Origin of the sequence: Actinomyces sp. HMT 175 (assembly GCF_016694895.1) — a bacterium.
Taxonomy (GTDB): domain Bacteria; phylum Actinomycetota; class Actinomycetes; order Actinomycetales; family Actinomycetaceae; genus Actinomyces; species Actinomyces oris.
Map to the genome: position 1 here is coordinate 2,356,562 of NZ_CP068012.1, position 25,946 is coordinate 2,382,507.

The window sequence follows — 25,946 nt, forward strand, 5'->3', positions numbered from 1 at the left end:
CCTTGAGCCCTACCCTACGAACACGATCGCCGGCGCCCTCTCCGCAACACGATCTCAGCGACTCAGCCGCTCGCGCAGGGCGGCGCCCTTGGCGTGGGCGACCTCGCTGAGGTCCGTCTGGAAAGCCCGCATGGCAGCGCCCAGGCGAGCGGCCTCCGGCCCTTGACCGGAGGCGAGGATGCGCACCGCCAGCAGCCCGGCATTGCGGGCCCCGCCGATGGAGACGGTGGCCACCGGGACCCCGGCGGGCATCTGCACGATGGACAACAGGGAGTCCATGCCGTCAAGGTATTTCAGCGGCACCGGCACCCCGATCACCGGCAGCTCGGTGACGGCCGCCAGCATCCCGGGCAGGTGGGCCGCTCCCCCGGCGCCGGCGATGATGACGCGCAGCCCCCGCTCAGCAGCGGCGCGCCCGTAGTCGATCATCTCAGTAGGCATGCGGTGGGCGGAGACGACGTCGGCCTCATAGGCCACCTTGAACTCGTCGAGGACCTCGGCGGCGGCCCCCATGACCGGCCAGTCCGAGTCCGACCCCATGACGATGCCGACCACCGGCCGCCCCGCGTCCTGCGTGCCCGTCGTCGTTGCGCTGAGCTCACTCATGAAATGTCCTCCCTGTCGTGTCCTGCGTGCTGTGGTCTGAATGCGTCCGGCTCAGGCGTCCCCACGCAGGATGGCGACGGCCCCGCGCGCCTGCTCGACGAGGTCGGCGATCTCCTGGTCCGGACCGACCGTCATGGTGACGTGCCCGAGCTTGCGGCCCACTCGCCACTGCTTGCCGTAGAGGTGGATGCGGGCCTCGGGATGGGCGGCCATGGCCCGGGCCAAGGCATCGGGCCCCGGCTCGCGCCGGCCGCCGATGAGGTTGACCATGACGGTGGTGGGCGCCGTGGCCTCCGTGGCACCCAGCGGCAGGTCGAGAACCGCCCGCAGGTGCTGGGCGAACTGGCTGGTGACGGACCCGTCCTGAGCCCAGTGCCCGGAGTTGTGAGGACGCATCGCCAGCTCGTTGACGTACAGGCGCGTGGGCTCCCCGAAGGTCTCCACGGCGAAGAGCTCGACGGCGAGCACCCCGGTCACCCCGGCGTGCTCGGCGACCGTGCGGCCGATGAGCTCGGCCTCCTCGACGGCGGTCGAGTCGAGACCGGGCGCCGGCGCCAGGACCTCAGCGCACATGCCGTCCTCCTGGACCGTCTGGGCCACCGGCCACACCGCCACCTGCCCGCTGGGGGTGCGGGCCAGCAGGACGGCGAGCTCACGGGTGAAGGGGATCGCCTGCTCCACCAGGAGACTGGTCACCGCCGCACCTCCGAGGCTGCCTCCCCCGCCGGCCCCGCGGCCGTCGCCCTGGCCCGCTCGGGCACGGGCCACCGAGGCGACCCAGTCGGCCGCCTCGCCCTGGCGCAGGGACTCGGCGCTGCGCACCAGCAGGACCCCGTGGCCGTCATAGCCGCCGCGCGGCGTCTTGAGGACCACTGGCCAGCCGTGCTCGCCAGCGAAGGCCTCGATGGCATCGACCATCTGCTCGGAGCTCTCCTGCTGCGGCCCGCCGACCTCCGCCCAGGCGGGTTGCGGGAGCCCGGCCGCACTCATCATCCGCCGCATGGCGAGCTTGTCGCGGGCCAGGGTCAGGGCCTGCGGGGTGGGCTGGACACTGACCCCCTCAGCCTGGAGCCTCTCCAGAAGGGCCGAGTCCTGGTGCTCGTGCTCGAAGGTGAGGACCGAGGCCGGCCCACCTGCGGGCCCGTCACTACCGTCCCCGGTGACGACGGCGCGTACGGCCGCCTCGTCGTCGGCGGCTCCGACGGGGGCGTCCGGGGTCACCTGTCCGGTGGACCCGTCCGCGGCCTCCACCAGCGCCCTGAGGTGAATCCCCAGAGCACTGGCCTCCTCCTGCATCATGCGGGCCAGCTGCCCGCCTCCGATCACGGCGACGATGGGTGCGCTCACGCCCCAAGGCTACCCGCATGTCGCTCATCCTCACCGCGCACGGGTCCAGACCGTAGGGTGGGGGCCGTGACCCCACCCGTCTCAGAGTCCTCCGCGTCCTCCAGCGCCCGGCATGCCCCGCCCTCGTCTTCGACGCACGACGCCGCCTCGGGGCCGCACCACTGGCTCCAGGTCCTGGCGGTCTGGGCCGCGGCGAGCGCCGTGTCCCTCCTCATCCTGCGGCTGGGCGCCCAGGACACGCCCGCCACCCCGTGGGCCGGGGCCGCACCGTCCTGGGAGGAGCACCTGCGCTTCTGGGACTCGGGCTGGTACAACCGGATCGTCGAGGAGGGCTACCCGGAGCGGCTGCCCGTGGGCGGCGACGGACGGGTGGCCCAGAACACCTGGGCCTTCATGCCGCTGCTGAGCGCCGCGGCCTCCCTGCTGGGCTGGACCGGCTGGTCCTTCTACGTGCGCGCCGCCCTCGTATCGGTCCTGGCCTCGGCGGGTGCGGCCGTCGTCATGGACCGCTGGCTCTCACCGGTGGCGGGCAGGCGGGCCTCCCTGTGGGCGGTGGCCCTGGTCTGGTCCTCGCCGTGCGCCGCGGTCCTCCAGGTCCCCTACGCCGAGTCCCTGGGGCTGGTGCTGGTGGGTCTGACGCTGTGGCTGGCGAGCCGCGGGCGGTCACTGACGGCGATTCCCCTGGCGCTGGCGGCCTGCTTCGCCCGCCCCATCGGTGTCCCGCTGGGGGCGGCGCTGGGGCTGTGGTGGGCCTGGGAGGTGGCCTGCGCCCGCGGCTGGGTCCCGCCCACCTGGTTCGCGCGTCTGGTGCCCGGCCACGCCCCGCAGGCGCCGGGCGCACGCCTGCGACTGCTGGTGCTGGCCCTGCTCACCTGCTCGGCGGCCCTGAGCTGGCCGGTCATCGCCTGGCTGGTCACGGGCCGACAGGACGCCTACACCGCCACCGAGACCTCCTGGCGTGGGGCGGACCTGGCGCCCGTCGTGCAGTGGGCGATCCGCCTGGGCGACTGGGTGGGACCACACCTGGGTCCAGCCCTGCTGGCCGTTGTGCTGGTCGCGGTGGGCCTGCTCCTGAGCGCCCCGAGCCTGCGGGCCCTGGGGCCCGCAGCCTGGTTCTGGTGCCTGGGCTACCTGCTCTACCTCCTGGTCTTCTTCGACCCGACGACGTCGGTGCTGCGCCTCCTGCTGCCCCTGGCCCCGGCGGGCTGGGCGCTGGCCGTGGCGGCCGGCACCACCCGCCGGCAGCTGGCCCTGCTGGCGGCGGGCATCGCCGGCCAGCTGCTGTGGGTCTCGTGGGTGTGGGACCTGGGCAGCGTCAGTGTTCACTGGGTGCCGTGAGCGGCCCCGGCTTGCGTGACCTGACTGTCATCGACATAGGATGCCCGCCATGACGCGCTCCTCCGGCAACTCCTTGACCCAGAGGCTCATCGCCCTCGTCAAGGAGTTCATGCAGTTCGGCATGGTGGGCGCCGCGGCCTACGTGATCGACGTCGGCCTGTTCAACCTGCTCCAGCATGGCCCCACAGGTGTCCTCTCCGGTCACCCCAACTCCGCCCAGCTGCTAGCCTCCTCGACCGCGACCGTCTTCTCGTGGATCGCGAACCGCTACTGGACCTACCGGGGTCGCACCCAGAAGAACGTCGCCCGCGAGGCCACACTGTTCGTCCTGGCCAACCTGGGCGGCATCGCCATCACACAGTTCTGCCTGCTCTTCACCCACCACGTCCTGGGGCTGACCTCCCCGCTGGCGGACAACGTCGCCGCCTACGTCGTCGGTTTCGGCCTGGGGACAGCATTCCGCTTCGTCTTCTACCACTACATCGTCTTCACCGGGCACAAGGACCACTCCCCCGACGACGACACCGACAGCACCGACACCCAGGGGCAGGCAGGCGGCGAGGCCGCGTCTGCGGCCGTTCCCGTCTCAGCTCGCCCCTGAGGCCCAACAAGACCGGCCCGGTTGGCAGCGGCCTGAGGGGTGCCCGATGCCACAGCCCCGAGGGGATCACTCTCACGGCATGGCCGCCGGGGCAGCGTTTAGCCTTGCACGGTGACTGCCCTGAACGCCTTCGCACCGGCGCTGAACCTGCCCACAGCCCTCCCCTTAGTCCACGCGCCGATGCTCGGCCCCGAGTGGCTCGACGCCGCCAACCTCATCACGACCATCGTCAAGTGGTTCGGCCCCTGGGCCATCCTCGGCGTCATGCTCGTCATCTTCGCCGAGACCGGCCTGCTCATCGGCTTCTTCCTGCCGGGCGACTCCTTGCTCTTCACGCTGGGGATGTTCGTGGGCACCGGCGCCGTCGGCGTACACATCTGGGTGGCGGCCCCCCTCGTATGGCTTGCCGCCGTCGCCGGCAACCAGACCGGCTACCTCATCGGCCGCAAGGCGGGGCCGGCGATCTTCAACAAGCCCGACTCCCGTCTGTTCAAGCAGGAGTACGTGGAGCGCACCTCGGACTTCTTCGAGCGCCACGGTGGCAAGGCCGTCACCCTGGCCCAGTTCGTGCCGATCGTGCGCACCTTCACGCCCGTCATCGCCGGCGTCGGCAAGATGCGCTACCGCCACTTCATCACCTTCAACATCCTGGGCGCCACCTTCTGGGCCTTCGGCATCACCTGGCTGGGCTACTTCCTGGGATCCTTCGAGTGGATCCGGGAGAACATCGACACGATGATCCTTGTCATCGTCTTCATCTCGGTGGCGCCGATGCTCGCCTCCGCCATCTCAAAGGTCATCAAGTCCCGCCGCCAGAACTCCTGACGCGCCACTGCCCTCACCTCTCCGTCGCGCGAGGGTTCAGCGGCGACTCAGAAGCGACGACGCCGGCCCACCGAGACCAGCGCTCCCTGCGGCAAGACGTTGTTGGGGTCCAGGGACTTGGGGACGGCGTTGAGCAGGATGGAGAAGACGGCCGGGCTGCGCTGCGACAGCTCGATGCGGCCGCCGTCGGCCTCGACGAGGTCCTTGGCCAGGGCCAGCCCGACGCCGGTGGAGCCGTAGCCGGAGACGTGCCGCTCGAAGACGTGCGGTGCGATGTCCTCGGCCACGCCCTCGCCCTCGTCGGTGATGTCGATGAAGACCGCGTGACCGCCGTTGGCCCCGCGCACACTCACCGAGGTCGTCCCGGCCCCGTAGCGCAGGGAGTTCTCGATGACGGTGGCCAGCACTTGGGCCAGGGACCCGGGCGTGGCCAGGACCGGGTGGCTGATCTCGTCGGAGAAGGTGATGGTGCGCCCGGCCTGCTCGAAGGCCAGCTCCCACTCCTCGCGCTGCTGAGCGAAGATGTCCTTGAGGTGAAGCGCCTCGGTGGTCCCGCCTCCGCTGCGGCGCGAGACCTTGAGCAGGTCCTCGACGACGCCGGTGAGCCTCTCGACCTGCTCCAGGCAGGCGTGGGCCTCGGCACGCACCTCCTCCTCGCCGGCGAGCAGCTCGATCTCCTCCAGGCGCAGCGACAGGCTGGTCAGCGGTGTGCGCAGCTGGTGGGAGGCATCGGAGGCGAACTGCCGCTCAGCGGCGATGCGTCCGGCCACGCGCTCGGCCGAACGCACCAGCTCGGCCTGGACCAGGTCGATCTCCTCGATCCCCGAGGAGCGCAGCCTCGGGCGGACCTGGCCGCTGCCGAGCTGCTCGGCCTCGGCGGCCAGGTAGATGAGCGGGGCCGAGATGCGCCTGGACACCCGGGAGGCCACCACGGAGGCCGCCGTGAGCGCGGTACCGGTGAGCACCAGAACCGTGAGGATGACCGTGCCGATGATGACGACCCGGTCGCCGCTTCCGGCGGAGCGCAACGCGCTGGCGATCCAGGCGCCCCCCAGCGGCAGTCCCAACAGGAGGACGGCCACGGACACCGCCGACATCGTCATCGTCATGGCGTAACGACGCATGGCAAGCCCTCCTTCAGCCCCGATCAGTTCATCGAGGCGCCTTGGGAACCCAGCACTCCTCTCGGGAAGCCCTCCCGGTCAGCGACTCAGCCGGCGGTCAGGAGGTAACCGTCCTCCTGGGCCAGCAGAAGCGCAGGCCGCTCCTCATCGTCACCGAGCTTGCGACGCAGCCAGGTCACGTGCATCTGGAGGGTCTGGGGACTCCCGGTGGGGTCCTCACCCCAGACCTCCTTGAGGATGTCCTCACCGGAGGCGACCTTGCCGCCGGCGCGCACCAGGACCCGGAGCAGCTCGAACTCCCGGGTCGTCAGCTGCAGCTCGCGCGAGCCGACGAAGGCCCGGTGAGCGGCGACGTCGACCCGGATCTCCCCGACGCTCAGCTCGTCCTCAGTGGCCTCCCCCGAGGCGCGGCGGACCTGTGCCCGCACGCGAGCCAGCAGCTCGGCCAGGCGGAAGGGCTTGGTGACGTAGTCATCAGCCCCGGCGTCCAGACCGACGACGAGGTCGGAGTCCTCACTGCGGGCGGTGAGCATGAGGATCGGGATCGTCAGACCCTGGGCCCGCACCTGACGGGCCACGTCCAGGCCGTCGATGTCCGGCAGTCCCAGGTCCAGGACGATGATGTCGGCGGCCGAGACCTCCTCGAGGGCGCCTTTACCGGTGCCGTGGGTCAGGACCTCATAGCCCTCGCGTCCGAAGGCGCGGGCGAGGGGCTCGGAGATGGCAGGATCGTCTTCGACGAGCAGAACAGTTGTCACATCCGCGATGTTAGGTGACGACGCACCCCTCCGCCATCGTCCCAGAGGTGGAGAAGATATCAAGACGTGACCACCTCCGAGGCATTGGCTCCCCGAACCTCTGACAGCCAGACCACGTTTCGGCGAGGATACCGCGGAAAAACCCAGGATCGAGCAGCCCCTTCACGAGCCGAAGGGACAGAAAATCACGAGATGGTAACGGAACGAGGGGTTCGACTCAGGGGCGGGTCGGTGAGGTCCGCTCCAGCGACCAGGGCACGATCTGCCCCAGCCCCTTGGCCACGACCTCATGGCACTGCCCCACCCGGTACCGCCCCGCTTCGGGCGAGCGGAGAATGGCCATGGCGGTGGACTCGTCCAGGCGGATGCCGCCGGGCTCGGCCGCGTCCACGAGCCGGGAGGCCAGGTTGACGGTGGGACCGAAGACGTCCCCGGAGCGGGAGATGACCCGCCCCTCGACGAGGCTGGCCCGCACCCGGATCGCATCCGGCCCCTTCTGGAGCTCTTCGACTAAGGCGGTGACGACGTCGGCGGCGATCAGCAGGTCGTCGGAGATGTACATGACGGCATCCCCGATCGTCTTGACCACCCGCGCGCCCCGCGAGGTGATGACGTCCCGGGCCGTGTTCTCGAAGTCCTCGAGCATGTGGGTCAGGGCGGCCTTGCTCATGCCCTGAGCGCGCTGGGTGAAGGAGACGATGTCGACGAAGCCCAGGGAGCGGATAAGCGGGTAGAGATCGGGGCCGGTGTCCTCCCTGCCCCGGGTCGACACCTCCGCATCGGTGCGCCCCAGGATGGAGGCCATGTGACGGCGCCACACGTAGGTCAGCTGGCGCGACAGGAGCTCCACGAGGCCGTCGATGCGATCGAGGGCCACCAGCCGTGCGGCGGTGTCATCCAGCCCGAGACGCTCACTGAGGTCCGTGACGAAAGTCTCCAGCTCCCACAGGACCAGGCGGTCCATGGTGTAGGACTGGGCCCTGAGGAGCTCGAGCACGCTGGCCGAGGCCAGGGAGGAGTCGCTGGTCTCATCCAGCAGCGCCACGGTGTCTTGAAGTGCGGCAACATCCTGGTCAGTGAAGCGGACCTCATCGGGTTGGACATCGGCGAAGCCCATGGCGCGCCAGAACTTCTGCGCCACCTCCATGCTGGTTCCAGCTCGCTGAGCCAGCTCGGTCAGGGTGAGGCTGGGGGGCGCCCCCAGCAGCAGGCTCTCGTGTCCCACCAGGGTGGTTCTCTCCGCGGGGTCCACCTCAGCAGCGGCCTCACCCTCGACACGATGCGCGCCCTGGTGAGCCATCTGCTGGGAGACACCCCCGCGGGAGTCCGGTGCGAGCTCCTCGCTCGCTTGGCTGTCCAATGTCACCCTGCCACAGTAGCGCAGATCACACGCTTATGCCCATTGGGCGACAGACCGCATTCACCAGCAACGAGTTCATGATTCTCACGACCCTCTCAGCCCTCCATTCGCACGAGGGTCACATCGCCGGCGCGAACCTCTGTGTCACCGGCCTGGGTGCGCAGCACGAGGGCGGGGGTGACGTCGACAGCCAGCCCACCGAGCTCACCGTCAGGAGCCTGGACACTGACCTGCTTCCCCAGGGTGGTCAGCGCCTCGCGCAGCCGGCGCCCGAGCGCGCCGCCTGATGCGTCGACATTCCCGCCGACCTCCTCCCACTGTCCGATAAGCCGGGCCAGGTGGTGGCCGATCGCCGTCAGAACGATCTCCACGGCGTCTTCCGGATCGGGTCCGCTCCCCGTACCGACCGCGCCCAGCGTGCGCAGGGAGCCGGCCCAGGGCACCGGCAGCTCCTCAGCCGCCTGCCCGATGTTGACGCCGACTCCGAGGATGACCATGGGCGCCTCATCACGGTCGGCTGGAACCATGTCTGGAGCGAGGACGCGGGCGGCACCCCCTGCGGCGGCTTCCGGCATGATGAGCTCACTGAGGACGCCGGCGATCTTGCGTGTGCCGGCCCAGCCGGGCACTGCGGGCACGGCCGCCGGGTCATCGGGCAGGGCGACGACGTCGTTGGGCCATTTGGTCCCCACGCGCCAGGGCAGGTCCTCGACGAGGGGGGTCAGAGCGTCCCGGACGGCCAGGCCGCCCAGCAGCGGCAGCCAGCCCAGGCACTGGGCGGGGACGAGGGGCCTGAGCACCACGGAGACCAGGAGCGCCCCTCCGTCGTCGGGGGTGACCCAGGCGCGCCCGGACCTCCCTCTGCCGGCGGTCTGAGCGAGTGCTCGCAGTGCCGACAGGTGCGGCCAGGATGCCCGCTCAGGTCCCGTGAGGGCTGCGCGCAGGTCGTCCTGGGTGGATCCGGTGACGGGAACGGTGTCGAGACGCGAGAAGGGGCTTCCGCCTGAGATCATGATCCGAGACTACCGGCCCGTATAGTCTGGCGACGTGATTCTCCTGGCTTCGAAGTCATCCGGCCGACTGGCCACCCTGCGAGCCGCAGGGGTCGAGCCGTTGGTGCGGGTCTCCGACGTCGACGAGGAGGCCGTGCTCGACGAGCTGATCCGACGGCGCCGCGAGGCCGGGCTAGCGGCCCCGACCGCCGCCGAGCAGGTCCAGGCCCTGGCTCGGGCTAAGGCCCTCGACGTCATGGCGTCCACCGACCCGCAGGAGGCCGAGGTGGTCGTGGGCTGCGACTCCATGCTGGAGATCTCCGGCCAGGTCGTCGGAAAGCCCATCGACGCCGCCGATGCCCGTGAGCGCTGGCGGATGATGAGCGGGAGCACCGGCACCCTGCACACGGGGCACTTCCTGATGCGCACCGCCGACGGCGCCATCGCCGAGGGGGTCAGCTCGGCCACCATCCGCTTCGGCTCCCCGTCCCCGGCTGAGATCGAGGCCTACATCGCCACCGGGGAACCGCTGTGGTGCGCCGGAGCCTTCACCATTGACGGCCTGGGCGGTGCCTTCATCGAGGGGATTGACGGCGACCCTCACGGAGTCGTCGGCATCTCCCTGCCGTTGCTGCGCCGCCTTCTGGCGGACCTGGACGTGGTCTGGACAGACTTGTGGGCGCCGCCACCGATGACGAAACCGGCTGACGACGCCCACTGATCGCGCAGGAGTCTCAGGAGGCCGAGGCCGCCGAGAGCCCACAGGAGGAGTCCGGGGCCTGGGCGATGACCCTCATGAGCTCAGCCAAGGCGACCTGCTGCTCACGGCTGAGACGGTCGACGACATGGCGGCGTACGCCGTCGAGATGTACCGGAGCCGCCTCTCGCAGGAAGCTGAGACCCTGCGGCGTCAGCGTGCAGTTGACGCCGCGACGGTCGGAGTCACAGGAACTGCGCTCGACGTACCCCACGTTCTCCAGGCGTCGGACCGTGTGGGTCAGCCGTGAGCGGGAGTGCGAGACGTGCTCGGCGAGAGTGGACATGCGCAGAGTCTGCTCAGGAGCCTCGGACAGGCGCACCAGGATCTCGTACTCGTGCATGGAGATGCCGCACCCGGCCTCGAGCTCACGATTGAGACGGGCGGTGACGGAGGTGGAGGCCGCCAGGAAGGAGCGCCAGGCATCCATCTCGATCTCATCGAGCCGACGGAAGCCCTTCTGCTCCAAGGAGTCGCTCTGGCCGCAGCCACCGGCCGGCTCCAGACCGTCCTCGGGAGATCCCGCAGCCCCGGCCAGTTCTTGGCCGTAGGTGGCCTCAACGGCTTCCTGATCGCTCTGAGTCCACGTCATCTCGACATCCTCGACGCAGGCCGTCGATTCCACCATCGTCCGCTCTGCGGTAATCACCTTTATCGACTCCTCTCAGCACCGACCTGTGGCAGGTCGCGAACCCTCGAGCACGAACTTGTTGATCGACTTTGGCTTTCATACAAGCGCGGCTCCACTTCTTTTTTATCACACTCGGTCGGAGACTCAGCACTCCACCACAGTGACCCACAACATCAGGCAACCTTGGAAACACAGGCAACCCCTCCACTTTTCGTTGATACTGAGCGGATCTCGGAGATCCACTTCTGTGCAGGAAAACAATTCAGGCACTGACTTCATGTCACCTGACATACATCAGTTTGACATCCCAAATACCCACCTTTGTTACGCTATCATCCCCATCTACCGATGATTGGCTGGGGGTCTATAATTTATTTTCACGTCTTCGCGTCACTTCCTTCAAGGCGGTAATGAATCTCCGTCAGAATTCCCTCCAGTAAGCGATCACTATTCCTTCATGTACCGATAGGGAGACTGCCTGGATTCCGCACCATCTCCGGGTGGCGTTGACGGGATGGATGGAATCACTGGCGGCGCAGGACGGGACGCCGGCCCTGAGTGATGTCTCCGCTGACAGGATCGACGGCGAGCATCGCCCACGACTCCTCCGCGCCGCACTCGGAGGCCGGAACATCAGCAGAACCAATGAATACGAGGCCGACCTGCCGTGAAGGCGAAGGCTGGACCAGGGCGAGACTGATCGCTCCGAGGAGCAAGCCGTGAGCGACGACCTCGCCGGAACCGACCGAAAGACCCGCCTCAGCCGCCCTTCCGGGAAGGAGATGGATGGGGTTCCGGTCTCCGCTGGCCTGTGCCCAGGAGACCACATCGGAGTCAGCGAGCCGGTAGAACACGCAGCCCGACGGTGTATCAAATCCGGCCCCCGGGGCCGTGAGTGTCCCGTTTTCGACGGCATCTGCCCCGGACGGCGACGTCCGGCGGGCGAGCTCATGGGTCACCCGCCAGTACTGCCCCTCCGCCGGCGCCTCGACCGTCGCCTGGATGAGCTCCCACCCGGCGCGCTCGACCTGCCGGATCGAGACTCCATCGGCCGCGGCCGGCCCCGGGGCGACGCCTCCACCCGTGGAGCTCGCACTCATACGGCAACGGCGGTGCACCAGGCCCTCCCAGGCGGCCTCTCCCCGGCAGTCCCGCAGCCGGCTTTGGATCCGGTGCAGGGCATGCACAGCGGGGAGGATCGCTGTCGCTCCCCGCCGGGCCTGGCGGTGAGCCTCGCGGTCGGACTGTCCGGAGGAGCCGGTTGCGAGCACCCCACTCAGGACTGCTGCGAGCCGCTCGACGGCGTCGTCACAGGAGCTGAGACCGTTCACCCTCACGATGCTAGGCACCCGCTTCGAGGAGACGACGAAGCCCCGCCGACGTCATGTCGACGGGGCTCGCTATCCGGCCGAGACCGGGATCGCTGTGCGATGCTCAGCGGGTCTCGCGGTGCTCGGTGTGCTTGCCGCAGCGAGCACAGAACTTGGCGATGCTGAGACGGTCGGGGGTGTTCCGACGGTTCTTCTTGGTGATGTAGTTGCGCTCCTTGCACTCCGAGCAGGCCAGAGTGATCTTGGGGCGAACGTCGGCGGACTTGCTGGCCACGTTTGTCTCCTCGTGTCGATCCTCGAGCATGCGACGGAACGCTGTACTCGAAAGCTTGCGTAGCGGGGGAGGGACTCGAACCCTCGACCTCACGATTATGAGTCGTGCGCTCTAACCAGCTGAGCTACCTCGCCATAGGAACACAATGGGGGCCAGTGGCCCCCGCTGTGAGAGCCCCGAAAGGGAATCGAACCCTTGACCTTCTCCTTACCATGGAGACGCTCTGCCGACTGAGCTATCGGGGCAACGAGCCGAATCCTAGGCAGATTCGAATCGCTCTGGCAATTCGTTCCGCCGTGGCTTCGCTCACTGCGGCCCTCACCGGATGGCGAGGTGCGATCACGAGTGATCGCCGTGGCGGGTGAGGGATTCGAACCCCCGTAGCATTACGCGGCTGATTTACAGTCAGCTCCCATTGGCCGCTCGGGCAACCCGCCTTGGCTCCGCGCTCCGACCTCTCGGTCATCGCTTGGCGCCGTGGAAGAATAGCAAGGCAGCGGCGCGAAACGCCAATCGCCCCCGTAGGACCCTCCTCACAGAACAACCCACCTAGACTCGGGGCGACTGAAGTCCCCACCCCGGAAAGGACTGCCGCCATGGCCAACGACTCCTCCTTCGACGTCGTCTCCCGCCTCGACCGCCAGGAGGTGGACAACGCCGTCAACCAGTGCGCCAAGGAGATCTCCCAGCGCTACGACTTCCGCGGCGTTGACGCCTCCGTGAGCCTGTCGGGCGACACCATCACCCTGGAGGCCAACACGGCCGAGCGGGTCCTGGCGATCCTGGACGTCCTGGAGTCCAAGCTCTTCCGCCGCGGCGTCTCCCTCAAGGCCCTGGACCTGGGGGACAAGGAGCCGCGCCCCTCAGGCAAGATCTACCGCCTGGCCTGCCCGCTGCGCGAGGGACTCACCCAGGAGGTGGCCAAGAAGATCACCAAGGCGATCCGTGACGAGGGCCCCAAGAGCGTCAAGGCCACGATCCAGGGCGATGAGGTGCGCGTGACCTCAAAGTCCCGCGACGACCTCCAGACGGTGATCGCCCTGCTGAAGAACCTCGACGTCGACGCCGCCCTCCAGTTCGTCAACTACCGCTGAGCGGTGCTCGCCCCCGGCGTCTAGGCCGACAGTAGTGTCAGGACGGCCTTGACGCGGCGGTGGACGGCGGCGTCGGGCAGCAGGCCGAGCTTGGCGAAGATCCGCTGGGTGTGCTTCTCCACGGCCCCCTCAGTGACCACCATGATCGTGGCGATGCCGGCGTTGGTGTGGCCCTCGGCCATGAGGGCCAGGACCTCCCGCTCGCGGGGCGTGAGCTCGGTGAGCGGGTCGTCTCGCCGGCCTCGCTGGAGGACCTGGGAGACGACGTCGGGGTCCAGGACGAGCTCGCCGCGCGCCACCCGCTCGACCGCGCCGAGGAAGGCGTCGATGTCGCCGACCCGGTCCTTGAGGAGGTAGCCCAGGGCGCCGCCGCCGTCGGCCAGGAGCTCGGGCAGGTAGCCGGCGACGACGTACTGGCTCAGCAGCAGGATGGGTGCACCCGGCCACTGGGCGCGGATGCGGGTGGTGGCCCGCAGGCCCTCGTCGGTGTGGGAGGGCGGCATGCGGATGTCGGCGACGACGACGTCGGGCCGCAGCCGCAGGGCCTCGCTCACGAGGGCCTCACCGTCCCCCACTCCCCCGACGACCTCGTGTCCGCCGTCGGCCAGGATGAGTGCCAGTCCCTCGCGCAGGAGGACGGAGTCATCAGCGATCAGAACGCGCACGGGATTCTCGCCTCCAGTGTGGTCGGTCCGCCGGTCGGGGACGTGATGAAGAGCCTACCGTCGACACCATTGAGGCGCTCGACCAGGCCGGCCAGGCCGTGTCCCTTGGCGGTCGAGGCCCCTCCGATGCCGTTGTCGCTGATCCTCACGAGCAGGGCGCCGTCGACGATACGGGCATCGACGCCGGCGGCCGTGGCCCCGGAGTGCTTGTTGAGGTTGGCCAGCGCCTCACTGACCACGAAGTAGGCGGCCTGGGAGACGTGGTCGGGCAGGTCGGGCAGCTCGGTGCTCACGGTGACGGGGACGGAGGAGCGGGTGGCGGCCTCGGTGATGGCGGCCGCCAGGCCACGGTCGATGAGGACAGGTGGGGCGATGCCGCGGGAGAGCTGACGCAACTCGTCGAGAGTCTGCTGGGTCTGCTCCATGGCGCCCTGGATGATGGCCGACGCGGCCGCCGGGTCCTTCTCGGCCTGCCGGTGGGCACGGGCCAGGTCCATGCGTAGGCGCACGAGGCGCTGCTGGGGGCCGTCGTGGATGTCGCGCTCCAGGCGGCGGCGGGTGTCGGCCTCAGCGCGCTGGACGGCGGCCCGGGAGGTCTGGAGGCGGCTGACCTCGCTGCGCCAGGAGAGCATGGCGCGGATGAGACCCGTCTGCATGGCGGCCAGGCCCCGCAGGACGGCGGGGGCGGTCAGGGAGAAGACGATGCCGCAGGTGAGGTTGAAACCGATGTCCCAGAACAGCTCCGGCTGCAGGCCCAGAAGATGAGCCAGTCCCTGACGCTGCCCCACGGCCGGATCGAGGACCAGGTCGAGGGTGATGTCGGCAATGGGGGCCAGGAGACCTGCCACGGCCAGGGCCAGCCACACGACGCTGATGATCCAGGTGATGAGGGAGACCGGGAAGTAGATGACGGCCCACAGCAGGTCCATCCAGCGCTGAGGGTCGCGCAGGCGCCGGAAGAGCCGACGGCGCGCGGAGGCCCCCGGCTCGGGCTCGAGGTAGCCGCCGGGTACCGGCTCGCGCCCGTCCACGCGCGCCACGGCGAGGCGGGCGATGTTTGCGAAGCCCCCGGCGATGCTCAGGTCGATGATGAGCAGCAGCAGCCCCACCCAGATGATGGTGGTGACCACACCGAGGGCGGTCAGCGGCACAACCAGGTAGAAGGCGAGCAGGCTCAGTGGCCCGCTGAGGAGGAGGAAGGCAGCGTCCCTGCCGAGCTGGCGGTATCGCGCGGCCCATGCTGATCGGTTCATGCCTCATATCCTCCTCAGGGCCGGAATCACGCCCAATCCTGCCACCTGGCGGAGCCATGGTGGGGCTAGCCCGACACTGCCTTGAAGCGGGCGGCTCAGCCACCGAGTCGGGCGGTCAGGCTGCGAGCGAGCTCATCGGCCCATCTGCCGTAGCGGGCCTCGCCGGGGCGGCTGAGGCAGTACAGAAGGTTGCCCAGGCGGTCGAGGAGCTCGTAGGCCTCGCGGCGCTCCAGCAGCCGTTGCAGGTCGGCGGCACCCGTGTCCTGCGCAAGCCGCGAGCGCCGCGAGTACCGCGCGTACTCAGTGACGAAGGCGGTGACGTCGTCGGGCGTCATGGGCAGGTACCAGGGCCCGCCGGTCACCCGGCCCCCGATGAGGGCCAGGTCCTTGGCGGTGTCGCCGGGCCCGGACCACTCGAAGTCGATGAGTCGCGGCAGGCCGTCGGGGCCGAGGATGACATTGGGGGCGACGGCGTCGCCGTGGATGAGTCGGTGGGTGGGGACCGCCTCGAAGGCCGGGGCGAGGCGGTCGAGCTCACGGCGCCAGGCGGGCAGGAGCTCGCGGACGCGGGGGTCGGTGAGGGTCTGCGGATGATGCTCTCCCCACCAGGTCGCCAGATCCTCCCCCTGTTCGTCGGCGCTAGGCACGAAGGCGGCCGACGGCGTGGGGGCGGTGGCGGTGGCGGTGGCGAGTGCCTCGTGCAGGCGGGCGATCTGGTGGGCGAGGGCGGTGGCGAACCGCGGGTTCCAGTCGGCGGTGCGCAGGGCCCGACCGGGGACGTGGGTGGTCACCATGTAGGGGGTGCCGAGCGGGTTGTCGCTGCCGGTCTCCAGGGCGACGGCGCTGGTTCCCAGCTCGGGTGGGACGCGTCTGAGGACCTCGAACTCGGCCTGCATGGAGCGAGGCAGGTCATGGGGCGGGCGTCGTGGAAGGCGCAGGACCCGGGCCTGCTCCCCGGAGCCGACTCGCCAGGCGGTGTAGCTCTCACCGGTCCCCAGCCGCTCGACCGGTCCGGTCGTCACGCCGCGCAATTCGCCGGCGTCGACGGCGGCCCTAATGCGTGGGGCGATGTCGTCGTCAGTTCCAGTGGGAGGTGGAGTGTCCACTCCCCTGTCCACCGTCATCGGGTTCCATCCGCGAGGCCGAGGTCGACGATGGCCCGGGCGGCCTCGGTGACGGTGAGCCGGGCGGTGTCGAGGCGGAGGTCGGCCTCAGGCCAAGGGACGTAATCACGGTGCGTGATCTCCTGCCACCCCGGCAGATCAAGTCCCTTGATGTCGCTCACCCGCTGCTGGGCGCGGCGCCGATGCTCGGCCTCATCGGAGCAGATGAGCTCGACGGCGAGAAACCGGGCGCCCAGGTCTGAGGCTGTCTTCCCCCACAGGCGGCGGGTGAGGGGCAGCGGGTTGACGCACTCGACCAGGACGTCCCCGCCCGAGTCCAGGACGTCCCGGGCCACAGCGGCAGCCACGTAGTATCCGGCGCCCGCGGGCATGCCGGGGAGCATCTCACCGCTGTCCCGCAGAGCCTGCTCGATGGAGTCGATGCGCAACCAGGTCGGTGGTCGACTCCGCGGCCGCGCCTCGGCCCGCAGGCGCAGGACTTCCCGGCACACGGCGGTCTTGCCGACTGCCGGTAGTCCGCCGACGACGGTCAGTGGCACTGTCAGTACCCGGCCATCTGCTCGAGGCGGGCGATGCGCTTGTCCATGGGCGGGTGGGTGGCGAAGAGGTTGCGCAGGCTTCCGAAGGGGTTGGCGATCATCATGGAGGAGACCGGTTCGAGGCGTGGGTCCTGCCCCATGGGCACGCGCGAGATTCCGGACTCGAGCTTACTGAGCGCGCTGGCCAGGGCGAGCGGGTCCTGGGTGAGCTCGGCGCCGTCGTGGTCGGCGTCGTACTCGCGGGTCCGGGAGATGGCGAACTGGGTGATGGCGGCAGCCAGGGGCGCCAGGAGGGAGAGCAGCAGGACGGCGATGATGTTGCCGCCGTCCCGGTCACGCCGGTTGCCGCCGCCGAACCACATGGCCATGGTGACCATGGAGGAGATGACGCCGGCGATACCCGCGGCCACCGAGGAGGTGAGGATGTCGCGGTTGTAGACGTGGGAGAGCTCGTGGCCCAGGACGCCGCGCAGCTCACGCTCGTTGAGGAGCTGGAGAATGCCCTGCGTGCAGCACACGGCGGCGTGCGAGGGACTGCGGCCGGTGGCGAATGCGTTGGGGCTCATCGTGGGGGCCACGTAGAGGCGCGGCATGGGCTGGCCGGCAGCGGCGGAGAGCTCACGCACGATGGCGTACATCTGGGGCTGCTGGGCCTCGGTGACCTCGATGGCGCCCATGGAACGCACGGCGATCTTGTCGGAGTTCCAGAAGCCGAGGGCGGTCTGCACCAGGCCGATGACCGGCGCGATCACCAGCCAGATGGCGGAGCCGGTCCCCCGGGCCAGCACGTAGCCGAGCAGGAGAAGCAGGCTCCACATGCCGCCCAGGAGGACGGCGGTCTTGAGACCGTTGTAGTGGTGAGTCCTTGTCATGGGTGGAGACTATGGGATGAACCTGTGTCTGACCTATGTCTGCTGGCGCGGGACCACTCGCGCGGTGATGCAGTCCAGGCAGCTCAGGGCATCGCGGAAGTCGTCGGGATCGAAGGTGGTTCCCGGCGCCTCACGCGCGAGGGTCCAGTACTCCCCCGTCGAGTCCTGGACCGCGTACCCGGTGTCGCGGAAGCCGGAGCGCTCGTAGAAGGAGAACCGACGGCGTCGCTGCTCGGCGTTGTCGGCCTCGGCGATGACGGGCTCGATGTTCAGGACGATGGTGCAGCCGGGGTGACGGCGCTCGAGCTCGGCCAGGAGGCGGGTGCCCACGCCACGGCCGCGTGCGGCGTCGTCGACGGCGAGGTAGAAGAGGTAGAGCAGGCGGGAGCCGGGGCGACGCACGGTCCAGGTCAGGGCGACAGGATCCGGGCGGGCCGCACGGGTCGGTCCGGCGGGCTGGTCCCACCAGGCGACGAGGTCGACGCCGCGGCGCAGGCTGAGCACGTGGATGAGCGCCCAGGGAAGGCGCTCATCCTCGGGGAAGGCGCGCAGGTAGAGGTCGTGCGCCCAGCGGTCGGTTCTGCTGGCGAAGCGGATGCGACGGGTTCTCATCGCTCAGCCCAGCAGGTCGGCGACGTCGGCCGCGGGGAGGTCCAGGGCCTGGCCGACCCCGGCGGTGTAGAGCGTCCCGGCGTGGGTGCTCAGTCCGCGGGCGAGGTCGGGGCACGCCGCGATAGCGCCATGCCAGCCCTCATCGGCCAGGGCCAGGGTGTAGGGCAGGGTCGCGTTGGTCAGCGCGTAGGTGGAGGTGTGCGGGACGGCTCCGGGCATGTTGGCCACGCAGTAGAAGATCTTGCCGTCCACCTCGAAGGTGGGCTCGGAGTGGGTGGTGGGGCAGGAGTCCTCGAAGCAGCCTCCCTGGTCGATGGCGATGTCGACCAGCACGCTGCCGGGCCGCATGGTCTCCACCATGGCCCGCGTGACGAGGTTCGGGGTGCGGGCCCCGGGCACGAGGACGGCGCCGATGACCAGGTCCGCCCCGGCGCAGGCCTGGGCCACGTCGAGCTCGGTGGAGAAGCGGGTGCGGATGGTTCCGCCGTTGAGCTCCTCGATGCCGTGGGCGGCCTGGAATGCCTCCACCACCGGGATGATCGTGGTGGTCTCAGCCTTGTTCCCTTCCCAGCACCCGATTCTCAGGGGGAAACCATGACGGTCGACCAGCAGGCCGACAATGACCTGAGGATCGACCCGCCTCTCCTTGGAGTAACCTACCCGCCGCAGGTCGTCCTCACGCTCAGCCTCGAAATAGAGCGTGGTCACGTCGTACAGGCACAGGGCCAGACCGGAGGTGTTGGTGACGTGCTCGAACAAGGCCCCAGAGATCGCCTGGCGGTAGCCCCGCTCGACACAGCGGCCCAGGGACGCGTACAAGGTGTTGCGGTGAGCCGGGGCCGGCCAGCCGATCTCGGACAGGACCCGGGGAGTGTCGGCCTTGGAGGTCGGCTCGATCAGACGAGCGGCGACCATCTGCTCAAAGGCCTGGTCACCCCCGACCGCCTCACCCAGCCCCAGACGCCTGTAGGCCGAACGGATGGCCTCGATCAGCCAGCCCGACCTGCGCGAGATGATCTGCGGCCTTCGCACCGCACCACCGTCACCGGGTGCCTGACCACCCACCTCGTCAGCGTCGTCGTTGAGTGCCGGCCCCAGGTCCAGGACCTGCTGGCCGGCCAGGAGCCGCTGGCGCCCCAGACGCATCAGCGCTGCCAGCTCAGCCTCGTCATGGGCCGACCCCAGGTGCTCCACGATCCGGCGCACACCATGGTCCTTGGCCACGACCTGCACGGCCGTGGCCCCCGAGGCTGTCTTGACCTGACGCAGGTACGGACTCACCCACCAGATCCTACCGCCGCCTTAATGCCCCGAAACAACCACCCCACCCCCACAATCCCAACGAAAAACCCCACCCTGAAACACAAACCACCCCAACCTGTGCAACTCAGGTGAGCAGGTAGCCGATGAGGATGAGCAGGCCCCACATGCCGCCCAGGAGGGCGGTGGTCTTCAGGCCGTTGTGGTGGTTGGTGCCTCGGTAGATCGCCGACATGCCGTCAGAGTAGCGGAGCCACCTGTGCGCGCCCTGTGCAGTCGCCCCGAGTTACGCGCGCGAGACCGGTGGACATCAGGATCAAGACTGTGGTGTGTCAGGACATCTGGGACGGTGTTGGCGTCTCAGACGTCCTGGAACGATCTGGGCGAAGTTTGGAAGCGGTGACGTCAGGCGCGCGTGGCACCGGCGGCGACATTCTGCACCGGTGGTTGCGCCTGGCACCTTGGGTTGCGTTCTCACCGCGCCCGAAGGTGCTAGGCGCAACCACCGGTGCTCAAGGCACCCGACGATGCGACCACGACACGACCGCTTGTCCCAGGACAGGATTCACCGACTGATCGCGCTCTACTTCTCCAGATAATTCTGCCGCGTCCTCCCGATGAGGAGACACACCCCGACCAGAAGCGCCAGGAGCACGCCGTTCGCGCAGACTAGCTGAAGCATCCGATATTCAGGATCCACCACGTACTGCCCCTGAAGCGGGATCATTCCGAGATAGTAGCTCGAGAAATCATCACCAGTCACTGCGCCCACGACCCAGTGATCAGCAAAACGCCTGACGAGGGAGAAATACAGCGTCGCGAACGCAAGAATTTGCATAAAGACGAACATGGCCCATGAGACCGAGCGCGCCATACCAGGCCCGGCGACCCGCTTGCCAGCAGAAGCGCCTATGAGCATCATCAACATGCCACAGGCTAGAGCGACCCCCTTTGCGATGAGCCCTAGGAGCACCGCACTCCAACTAGTCTCGCCTCGACCAGAATCCGGAAGGCTAACGACGGCGTACAAAACCATCAAAAACGACCAGAGAACACAACCGTGCAAACCCGCCATCTTCCATCTCGGCAGTGGAGAGAGGAAGAAGATCCTCTCACTGCAAAGGGCCACATGCCGCACCAAGTAATCTAGCGCATACAATGACGCTCCGAATGAGAGCAGCATGACACCCAGCGCGTGCATCTGTGCCACCATTTGCCCAGATCCCACCCGCCCTGCGACAGCAACGACCAACGCGAGTACCAAGATGGGCAGGAAGAACCGTCCATGACGACGCAGGACCATCCTCAAATCATTCATGTGCGGCCACCAAACGTTTAAATGCCATCTCGAGGGACCCATCACCGATCCGCCGAACATCGGCAACCTTTCCAGAGCGGAGCAGCCGCCCGTCCACCACCATCATGACAGCGTCGAAGACGCGCTCAACCCCCTCGATCAGATGGGTACTCAACAACATTGGAGCCTCCTGACATCGAACTTCGATGATGTTCTCGATCAAGCGATCACGAGTCAGGGGATCGACGCCAGCTAACGGCTCATCCAAGACATATAGTCTTGGCCGCCTCGCCATGATCAGAGCCAGATGCAAGCGCTCCGACATCCCTTTCGAAAGGCTTCCCACAGGCGCCGACCTTTTAATCGCGGACCCAGCGAGAAACTCTTCCGCGACATCATCGCGAAAATCCTGGTGCCTCGCGCTAAACAGATCAATCGCCTGCCCAACTGTCATCCAGGAGAACAAGAACGGCTTATCTGGTAGATAGGCGATCTCATCTCGACTGGGGCACCTCAGCGCACCGTCATATCTCCCAATATCGCCACAGACCGTCTTGAACAACGTGGTTTTCCCGGCACCGTTCGGGCCAAACATGCCGACAACACCATCGTCCGCGTCTACTCTAAAACTCATGTCCGAGACCGCACGATGCTTGCCGTAAGACACCGAAAGGCGAATCCCTTCAACAACAATATCACCCATATCCAGATCACCTCCAAAGGAACGACACGACAACGAAAATGATAATATAGGCCAATACCCCGAGCGAGACAATCCTCAGAACCAGAATGGGCTTTGGCGCATCCGACCAGCCCTCGACTTCCTCAAGATCGAAGCACGCCAATAGCATACGTTGACCATCCGCATTCCACAAGGGCAACAAGTTGGTGGCGACAAAGATCATCACCAAGGCAGTTCCATATCTCCCCTCCTCACCCAGGCCCAGAACTTCCTGGCACAATACGAGCAGGTTCACGGCGATCAAGTTAGCGAAGAGTCCGGCAGAGTGGCAGAGCAGCCTTTCCCTTCTAGGGAGAAGGGATACCTGATTCATTCTAACGAAGAATGCCGGCATGACCCAATAGTTCATCTTGAATCCCACCTTGTCAGGACGCCTTCCGCACCATCGCAACGCCAGGACATGACCAGCCTCATGGATGAGCAGATTACTGACAACTAACGTCGCCGCCAGGACGAGGCCTCCGCCTCCGTTGAGCCTTTCTGAAGCCACGTCTGAAGCGAGATACCCCAGCAGCCATAGCAACCCATTGATCAACATCGTGAGAAACAGCATGACGTAGACGCCCAGCCATAGCGTCGACAGGCGAGAAGCCTTGTCCACCCAGGCAACAGGTCTCTCCCCAATCACCACAAAGGTCGTCTTGAAGTAGGTATCGCTAGCGCGATCATGTATCACAACACGATCTCCGTGCCTGACGATTTCGATGTCGTCCTCGCAGCACGACTGCCACGACGGCCGTTCTTTGAGTCGACTGAGTCGATCGAGTCGGTTTGACAAGACGCTTCCATCCCCTCGGCTCAGCGCTCACTCACATATTGAGCCTTGTACTCCTCGAAATCATTCCGCAACTCGCTGATTCTGCTCTTGTCTGCGAAGATCACGCTGCACAGATGACAGGCATCGACAACGGGAAAAGGCTCGGCGAATCGTTCATCTCCATTCCTCTTGAGTTTTTCCACAAACCACCCCAGGCCTTCTTCTATCATAATCTTGAATGCAAGGTTGCATTCTATGCGACGCGCCCCCTCCTCGATCGTGAGTTCATTGGCGTCACCAACCGAAAGAGCGCTGTTGATGACACCCAGCGAACAGCATGGGTAGACTTGGCCGTCACCCGAGAACAGCAAAACCTGTCCTGGGCACTTCAGGTTCTCGGTTGAGACATGATCGTACGTTATCTCGCATGATGCGATGCCCTCGGCCTGCCCAACAGGTGTAATATCGAAACTGTTGATATGCACACCTTCTAGGAGGCCTTCTAGTTGGTCCAGCGTCTTACTGGCGGGCTCACTTCGCGACTGGCAGATGTTGACAGCGAATTCAATTTCGGGCGCGACATCCCTCACCTTGAGGATGTTCCTCACTCGCTCGATTGGCACATAAGGCAGATGAAAGGTGTCAGCACTGATCGTGATAGTTCGGACGCCAGCGTCTGCCAATTCTAGAAGAACTCCCCTGGCGCTCGCTTCCGTGATCCCCCAGAATCCATTTGAAACGATCGTGCTTCGTTTGCCAGCTCGTTTCAAACGTCTCATCTGCTCCAGTATGAAGGACTTGCGCAGCAACGCCTCTCCACCAGTGAACGCGACTATCTTGATCGACGGTGAGGCGATGGCTTCGTCGATCAGACGAACAACTGTAGCATCCTCTAAGTGCCTCTCATCCTTTGGGTGGGACGACACGCAGCAATGAGCGCATCTGGCATTGCACTTCATATGCGGAGCGATAATCACACGTTGCATTAGAACACCTTGATAGTGGTATCGAATTGGGCGATGGGTGCGGGCGCCTCCAGTGGCACCCGCACCCACTTCGCAGCCGTCACCAGCCAGCGGCAACCCAGTTGTTGCTGACAAGAACCCAACCAAGGTCATCGCTGTCAGACAACTTGACGACTCGGTCGTCCACGATAAGCGCATCGAGCAGATCCTGCATGATCTCACCTCCCTCAATCGAGCTCAATTGTCGGTCGATTGGCAACGCCAACGTCAGGCAGTTCACACCTTCAGCGCCAACCATCCGATCGATTTCGCTCCAGAGTACCACGGGTAGGGGATCGCGCACCATGCGGAAGTTCCCCGCATGTCGCACATTCGTGCGGACTTAGGTGTACTACATCGCCCTTTGGCACCGCCAAACTCATCCGAAAGTATGACGGTCGCGACTCCTTCAAGGAGGCTGTGTCAGCAAGCCGAGGCCCATCTGCGACGCCTCGGCGGCCCCGGGCTCACCTGGAGCAATGATGCGGGGAGCGGATCTGCGCCGGGACGGAGACAGTCGCCGATCGCGGCCCACGAGTGGGCAGCGCGGATATGACTTGGCCGCCCGTCGTGCCCGATCTTGGATGATCGCGGGCGGGGATTGGCCTCCGGCACGCACCCAAGTGGGACGTCCAGAGCGGCGCTGGGCGCTCCTGAGCGACCCTGGACCCTCGAGAGCACCGCCGGAGCGCTGCCCCCAACGTCCCTGCGCGCTGTAGCCGTCCCTTCTCGCGCCGTCGGGCCCGCAGAAACCGTCTCGGCCCGCTCCCGCGCCCTCAAACTGCGAGGATGAGGGCGCAACAGCGGGCCGAGGGCGCGGGAGCGGGCTGAGGGCGCAACGACGGGGCGAGGTGCGGTGAACCAGTCCGCCCGGTCTTCCGGGACCTCCCGTCCGCCCCTCCCCCGCTTCCTCAGAGCCGGTGGGCGACGCGCTCGGGGACGCGCCCCGTCTCGGGCTGGCCGATGAGGTCCTCGGGGACCTCGGTGGAGCGGGAGATCGCGGTCATGGCGTCACGGGAGACGACCTTGACGCGCTCGCGCGGCTTGGAGGCCCCTCCGGTGACGACGACCTCGCCGTAGCCCTCGCCGAGCTCTCGCTCGTAGGCGTCCAGCAGCTCCCAGCCCTCCCAGTTGGTGAAGGGGATGCCGCGGGACTCCAGCAGGGCGATGATGGCGTCGTGACCGACCTGGGCCTCGTCGTTGGTCTCGGCGTGCAGCAGGCCGGCGTTGGCGTCGGCCACGAGGTTGGTGATGGTCTCCTGCGCGTCGGACTTGGTGGAGCCGATGAGCCCCACGGGGCCGCGGCGGATCCAGCCGGTGGCGTACAGGCCGGTCAGGGGCTTGCCGTCCTCGCCGAGGACGCGGCCGCCCTCGTTGGGGACGACGTGCCGCTCGGCATCGAAGGGAAGGCCCTCGATGGCGCTGGAGGCGTATCCGACAGCGCGGTAGACGGCCTGGACGGGCCAGTCGCGGTACTCGCCGGTGCCGGTGACGTTGCCGTCGCCGGTCAGGCGGGTGCGCTCGGTGCGCAGGCCGACGACGTGGCCGTCGTCGTCGGTGAGGACCTCGTGGGGCGCCGAGAAGAGGTGGATGTGGATGCGGTGGGAGGCGGTGAGGTCCTCCGGCTCCTGCATCGCGTACCCCTCAAGGGCCTTGACGACCTGGCGCTGCTGGTTGGAGGAGGCCAGGGCCGCCTGCGAGCCCTCGTCGTACTCGAAGTCCTCCTCGTCGACGAGGACGTCGACGTCGGCCTGCTTGCCGAGCTCGCGCAGCTCCAGCGGGGTGAACTTCACCTGAGCCGGACCGCGGCGACCGAAGACGTGCACGTCGGTGACCGGGGACTGCTGGAGCGTGGCGGCCACGTTCGCGGGGATCTCGGTGGTCATGAGGTCGTCGGCGTGCTTGGCCAGGACGCGGGCGATGTCCAGCGCGACGTTGCCCACGCCGATGACGGCGACCTCCTTGGCACTCAGGTCCCAGGTACGCGGGTGGTCGGGGTGACCGTCGTACCACGAGACGAAGTCGGCACCGCCGTAGCACTCGGGGGCGTCGACGCCGGGAATGTCGAGGGGGGCGTCGGTGTCGGCTCCAGTGGAGAAGATGATGGCGTCATAGTGCTCCTGGAGCTCGGCCACCGAGATGTCACGGCCGACCTCGACGTTGCCGATGAGCCGAATGTCCCCGCGCTGGAGGATCTTGTAGAGGGCCACGATGATCTGCTTGATGCGCGGGTGGTCGGGGGCGACGCCGTAGCGCACCAGCCCGTAGGGCGCAGGAAGCCGCTCGAACAGGTCGATACAGACCTCCATGCCCGACTTCGAGAGGATGTCCGAGGCGTAGATGCCTGCGGGGCCTGCTCCGATGACGGCGACATTGAGAGGACGTGCGTTCACTGTTCTTCGTTCCTGTTTCAGGGGACGTGGACGTGGCACCCGCGTTCCCACTGCCGGGAGAACCGGTTGCTCCGGTCCGGGGCGACGGCGATGACGGCGGGGTACCGCGCCACAGTCTATGGAGGAAGGCAGGGGCTCCCCCAGGGTGTGGGCAACAACGCGGCTTTGAGCCGCGTCACGTCGGAGAGGTACCGGTGGGACAGAGCGGCGCAGCCTCCACCTCGTCACTCCGGCCGCAATCGAAGTCCACCCTCAGGCTGGTCGCGGGAGCGCCGGCAGTGACTTTCCTCGCGAGCGAGGCCTTGACGATCCATCAGTCGGCATCAGCACTCCAGAGACGAGCGGGGAGATAGGCCCGAGGGGCGACCCGGGGTCCTCTTCTCCGGCCGA

27 protein-coding genes and 3 tRNA genes are annotated in these 25,946 nt (G+C 67.3%); 5 read left to right on the plus strand and 25 right to left on the minus strand.

Annotation, left to right across the window (positions count from 1 at the left end):
• Positions 1–54 precede the first annotated feature (54 nt).
• Together purE and JJJ14_RS09840 are read right to left on the minus strand one after the other, a co-directional pair.
• Positions 55–606, minus strand: coding sequence for a 5-(carboxyamino)imidazole ribonucleotide mutase (gene purE, locus JJJ14_RS09835; protein WP_075374741.1), 552 nt, complete (start codon positions 604–606; stop codon positions 55–57).
• 51 nt (positions 607–657) lie between these two features.
• Entirely contained in the window at positions 658–1,953 is a 1,296-nt protein-coding gene (locus JJJ14_RS09840; protein WP_201444017.1) for a 5-(carboxyamino)imidazole ribonucleotide synthase, read from the minus strand.
• A 66-nt stretch (positions 1,954–2,019) separates the two neighbouring features.
• On the opposite strand from JJJ14_RS09840, the gene JJJ14_RS09845 reads away from it, so the two are divergent.
• From JJJ14_RS09845 to JJJ14_RS09855, 3 genes are all read left to right on the plus strand, one after another.
• The gene (locus JJJ14_RS09845; RefSeq protein WP_201444018.1) at positions 2,020–3,291 is read left to right on the plus strand and encodes a hypothetical protein; all 1,272 of its coding nucleotides are present in this window, start codon (positions 2,020–2,022) and stop codon (positions 3,289–3,291) included.
• Positions 3,292–3,331: 40 nt separating this feature from the next.
• Positions 3,332–3,892 carry a GtrA family protein gene (locus JJJ14_RS09850; protein WP_442859444.1) on the plus strand — a complete coding sequence of 187 codons (561 nt, stop codon included), beginning with the start codon at positions 3,332–3,334 and terminating at the stop codon, positions 3,890–3,892.
• Between the two features lie 111 nt (positions 3,893–4,003).
• Positions 4,004–4,717 carry a VTT domain-containing protein gene (locus tag JJJ14_RS09855; RefSeq protein ID WP_201444020.1) on the plus strand — a complete coding sequence of 238 codons (714 nt, stop codon included), beginning with the start codon at positions 4,004–4,006 and terminating at the stop codon, positions 4,715–4,717.
• A 47-nt stretch (positions 4,718–4,764) separates the two neighbouring features.
• Here the strand turns inward: JJJ14_RS09855 and JJJ14_RS09860 are convergent, their stop codons facing one another.
• The 4 genes from JJJ14_RS09860 to JJJ14_RS09875 form a co-directional block, all read right to left on the minus strand.
• The gene (locus tag JJJ14_RS09860) at positions 4,765–5,841 is read right to left on the minus strand and encodes a sensor histidine kinase (protein WP_201444021.1); all 1,077 of its coding nucleotides are present in this window, start codon (positions 5,839–5,841) and stop codon (positions 4,765–4,767) included.
• Between the two features lie 86 nt (positions 5,842–5,927).
• Positions 5,928–6,599 (minus strand): response regulator transcription factor, encoded by a 672-nt coding sequence (locus JJJ14_RS09865; protein ID WP_009406998.1) that lies wholly within the window; start codon positions 6,597–6,599, stop codon positions 5,928–5,930.
• Between the two features lie 217 nt (positions 6,600–6,816).
• Entirely contained in the window at positions 6,817–7,965 is a 1,149-nt protein-coding gene (locus JJJ14_RS09870) for an adenylate/guanylate cyclase domain-containing protein (RefSeq protein WP_070512272.1), read from the minus strand.
• Positions 7,966–8,054: 89 nt separating this feature from the next.
• The gene (locus tag JJJ14_RS09875) at positions 8,055–8,972 is read right to left on the minus strand and encodes a biotin--[acetyl-CoA-carboxylase] ligase (protein ID WP_201444022.1); all 918 of its coding nucleotides are present in this window, start codon (positions 8,970–8,972) and stop codon (positions 8,055–8,057) included.
• Between the two features lie 34 nt (positions 8,973–9,006).
• Between JJJ14_RS09875 and JJJ14_RS09880 the strand changes: the two genes are divergently transcribed.
• Positions 9,007–9,672, plus strand: a complete 666-nt coding sequence (locus JJJ14_RS09880) for a Maf family protein (RefSeq protein ID WP_201444023.1) — start codon at positions 9,007–9,009, stop codon at positions 9,670–9,672.
• A gap of 13 nt (positions 9,673–9,685) precedes the next feature.
• Here JJJ14_RS09880 and JJJ14_RS09885 read toward each other — a convergent pair whose 3' ends face one another.
• From JJJ14_RS09885 to JJJ14_RS09910, 6 genes are all read right to left on the minus strand, one after another.
• Positions 9,686–10,357: a MarR family winged helix-turn-helix transcriptional regulator gene (locus JJJ14_RS09885; RefSeq protein WP_101558685.1), complete on the minus strand. Its 672-nt coding sequence runs from the start codon at positions 10,355–10,357 to the stop codon at positions 9,686–9,688.
• 506 nt (positions 10,358–10,863) lie between these two features.
• On the minus strand, positions 10,864–11,670 hold the full coding sequence (locus tag JJJ14_RS09890) for a MaoC/PaaZ C-terminal domain-containing protein (RefSeq protein WP_236592798.1): 807 nt from the start codon (positions 11,668–11,670) through the stop codon (positions 10,864–10,866).
• A 103-nt stretch (positions 11,671–11,773) separates the two neighbouring features.
• Positions 11,774–11,944 (minus strand): 50S ribosomal protein L33, encoded by a 171-nt coding sequence (rpmG, locus tag JJJ14_RS09895; RefSeq protein ID WP_003779904.1) that lies wholly within the window; start codon positions 11,942–11,944, stop codon positions 11,774–11,776.
• A 60-nt stretch (positions 11,945–12,004) separates the two neighbouring features.
• Positions 12,005–12,078: transfer RNA gene (locus tag JJJ14_RS09900), tRNA-Met, on the minus strand.
• Positions 12,079–12,116: 38 nt separating this feature from the next.
• Positions 12,117–12,189: transfer RNA gene (locus JJJ14_RS09905), tRNA-Thr, on the minus strand.
• 110 nt (positions 12,190–12,299) lie between these two features.
• Positions 12,300–12,381 (minus strand) — tRNA-Tyr (locus JJJ14_RS09910).
• A gap of 159 nt (positions 12,382–12,540) precedes the next feature.
• On the opposite strand from JJJ14_RS09910, the gene JJJ14_RS09915 reads away from it, so the two are divergent.
• The gene (locus JJJ14_RS09915; protein ID WP_003787109.1) at positions 12,541–13,038 is read left to right on the plus strand and encodes a YajQ family cyclic di-GMP-binding protein; all 498 of its coding nucleotides are present in this window, start codon (positions 12,541–12,543) and stop codon (positions 13,036–13,038) included.
• Between the two features lie 20 nt (positions 13,039–13,058).
• On the opposite strand, the gene JJJ14_RS09920 is transcribed toward JJJ14_RS09915, so the two are convergent.
• The 13 genes from JJJ14_RS09920 to JJJ14_RS09990 form a co-directional block, all read right to left on the minus strand.
• Positions 13,059–13,703 (minus strand): response regulator, encoded by a 645-nt coding sequence (locus JJJ14_RS09920; protein WP_070512283.1) that lies wholly within the window; start codon positions 13,701–13,703, stop codon positions 13,059–13,061.
• A complete protein-coding gene (locus tag JJJ14_RS09925; protein WP_141406604.1) occupies positions 13,691–14,956 on the minus strand; it encodes a sensor histidine kinase in 1,266 nt (421 codons plus the stop codon). The genes JJJ14_RS09920 and JJJ14_RS09925 overlap by 13 nt, the downstream gene beginning before the upstream one ends.
• A 95-nt stretch (positions 14,957–15,051) precedes the next feature.
• Complete coding sequence (locus JJJ14_RS09930; protein ID WP_236592799.1) at positions 15,052–15,978, minus strand: phosphotransferase family protein; 927 nt, start codon at positions 15,976–15,978, stop codon at positions 15,052–15,054.
• Positions 15,979–16,076: 98 nt separating this feature from the next.
• Entirely contained in the window at positions 16,077–16,619 is a 543-nt protein-coding gene (locus JJJ14_RS09935) for an AAA family ATPase (RefSeq protein WP_075374730.1), read from the minus strand.
• A 2-nt stretch (positions 16,620–16,621) separates the two neighbouring features.
• A complete protein-coding gene (gene htpX / locus JJJ14_RS09940; protein WP_003787115.1) occupies positions 16,622–17,491 on the minus strand; it encodes a zinc metalloprotease HtpX in 870 nt (289 codons plus the stop codon).
• Positions 17,492–17,524: 33 nt separating this feature from the next.
• Complete coding sequence (locus JJJ14_RS09945; protein WP_101558690.1) at positions 17,525–18,103, minus strand: GNAT family N-acetyltransferase; 579 nt, start codon at positions 18,101–18,103, stop codon at positions 17,525–17,527.
• Between the two features lie 3 nt (positions 18,104–18,106).
• Positions 18,107–19,384, minus strand: coding sequence for an IS1634 family transposase (locus JJJ14_RS12630; RefSeq protein WP_236592800.1), 1,278 nt, complete (start codon positions 19,382–19,384; stop codon positions 18,107–18,109).
• A gap of 562 nt (positions 19,385–19,946) precedes the next feature.
• Complete coding sequence (locus JJJ14_RS12635; protein WP_232022927.1) at positions 19,947–20,291, minus strand: hypothetical protein; 345 nt, start codon at positions 20,289–20,291, stop codon at positions 19,947–19,949.
• Positions 20,292–20,673: 382 nt separating this feature from the next.
• A complete protein-coding gene (locus JJJ14_RS09970) occupies positions 20,674–21,363 on the minus strand; it encodes an ATP-binding cassette domain-containing protein (RefSeq protein ID WP_070512292.1) in 690 nt (229 codons plus the stop codon).
• A 7-nt stretch (positions 21,364–21,370) separates the two neighbouring features.
• Entirely contained in the window at positions 21,371–22,078 is a 708-nt protein-coding gene (locus JJJ14_RS09975) for a hypothetical protein (protein WP_101558692.1), read from the minus strand.
• A 122-nt stretch (positions 22,079–22,200) separates the two neighbouring features.
• Positions 22,201–23,136 carry a radical SAM protein gene (locus JJJ14_RS09980; protein ID WP_180806188.1) on the minus strand — a complete coding sequence of 312 codons (936 nt, stop codon included), beginning with the start codon at positions 23,134–23,136 and terminating at the stop codon, positions 22,201–22,203.
• 88 nt (positions 23,137–23,224) lie between these two features.
• Positions 23,225–23,470 (minus strand): hypothetical protein, encoded by a 246-nt coding sequence (locus JJJ14_RS09985; protein WP_134771934.1) that lies wholly within the window; start codon positions 23,468–23,470, stop codon positions 23,225–23,227.
• 604 nt (positions 23,471–24,074) lie between these two features.
• Positions 24,075–25,556, minus strand: coding sequence for an FAD-dependent oxidoreductase (locus tag JJJ14_RS09990; RefSeq protein WP_101558694.1), 1,482 nt, complete (start codon positions 25,554–25,556; stop codon positions 24,075–24,077).
• Positions 25,557–25,946: the final 390 nt, after the last annotated feature.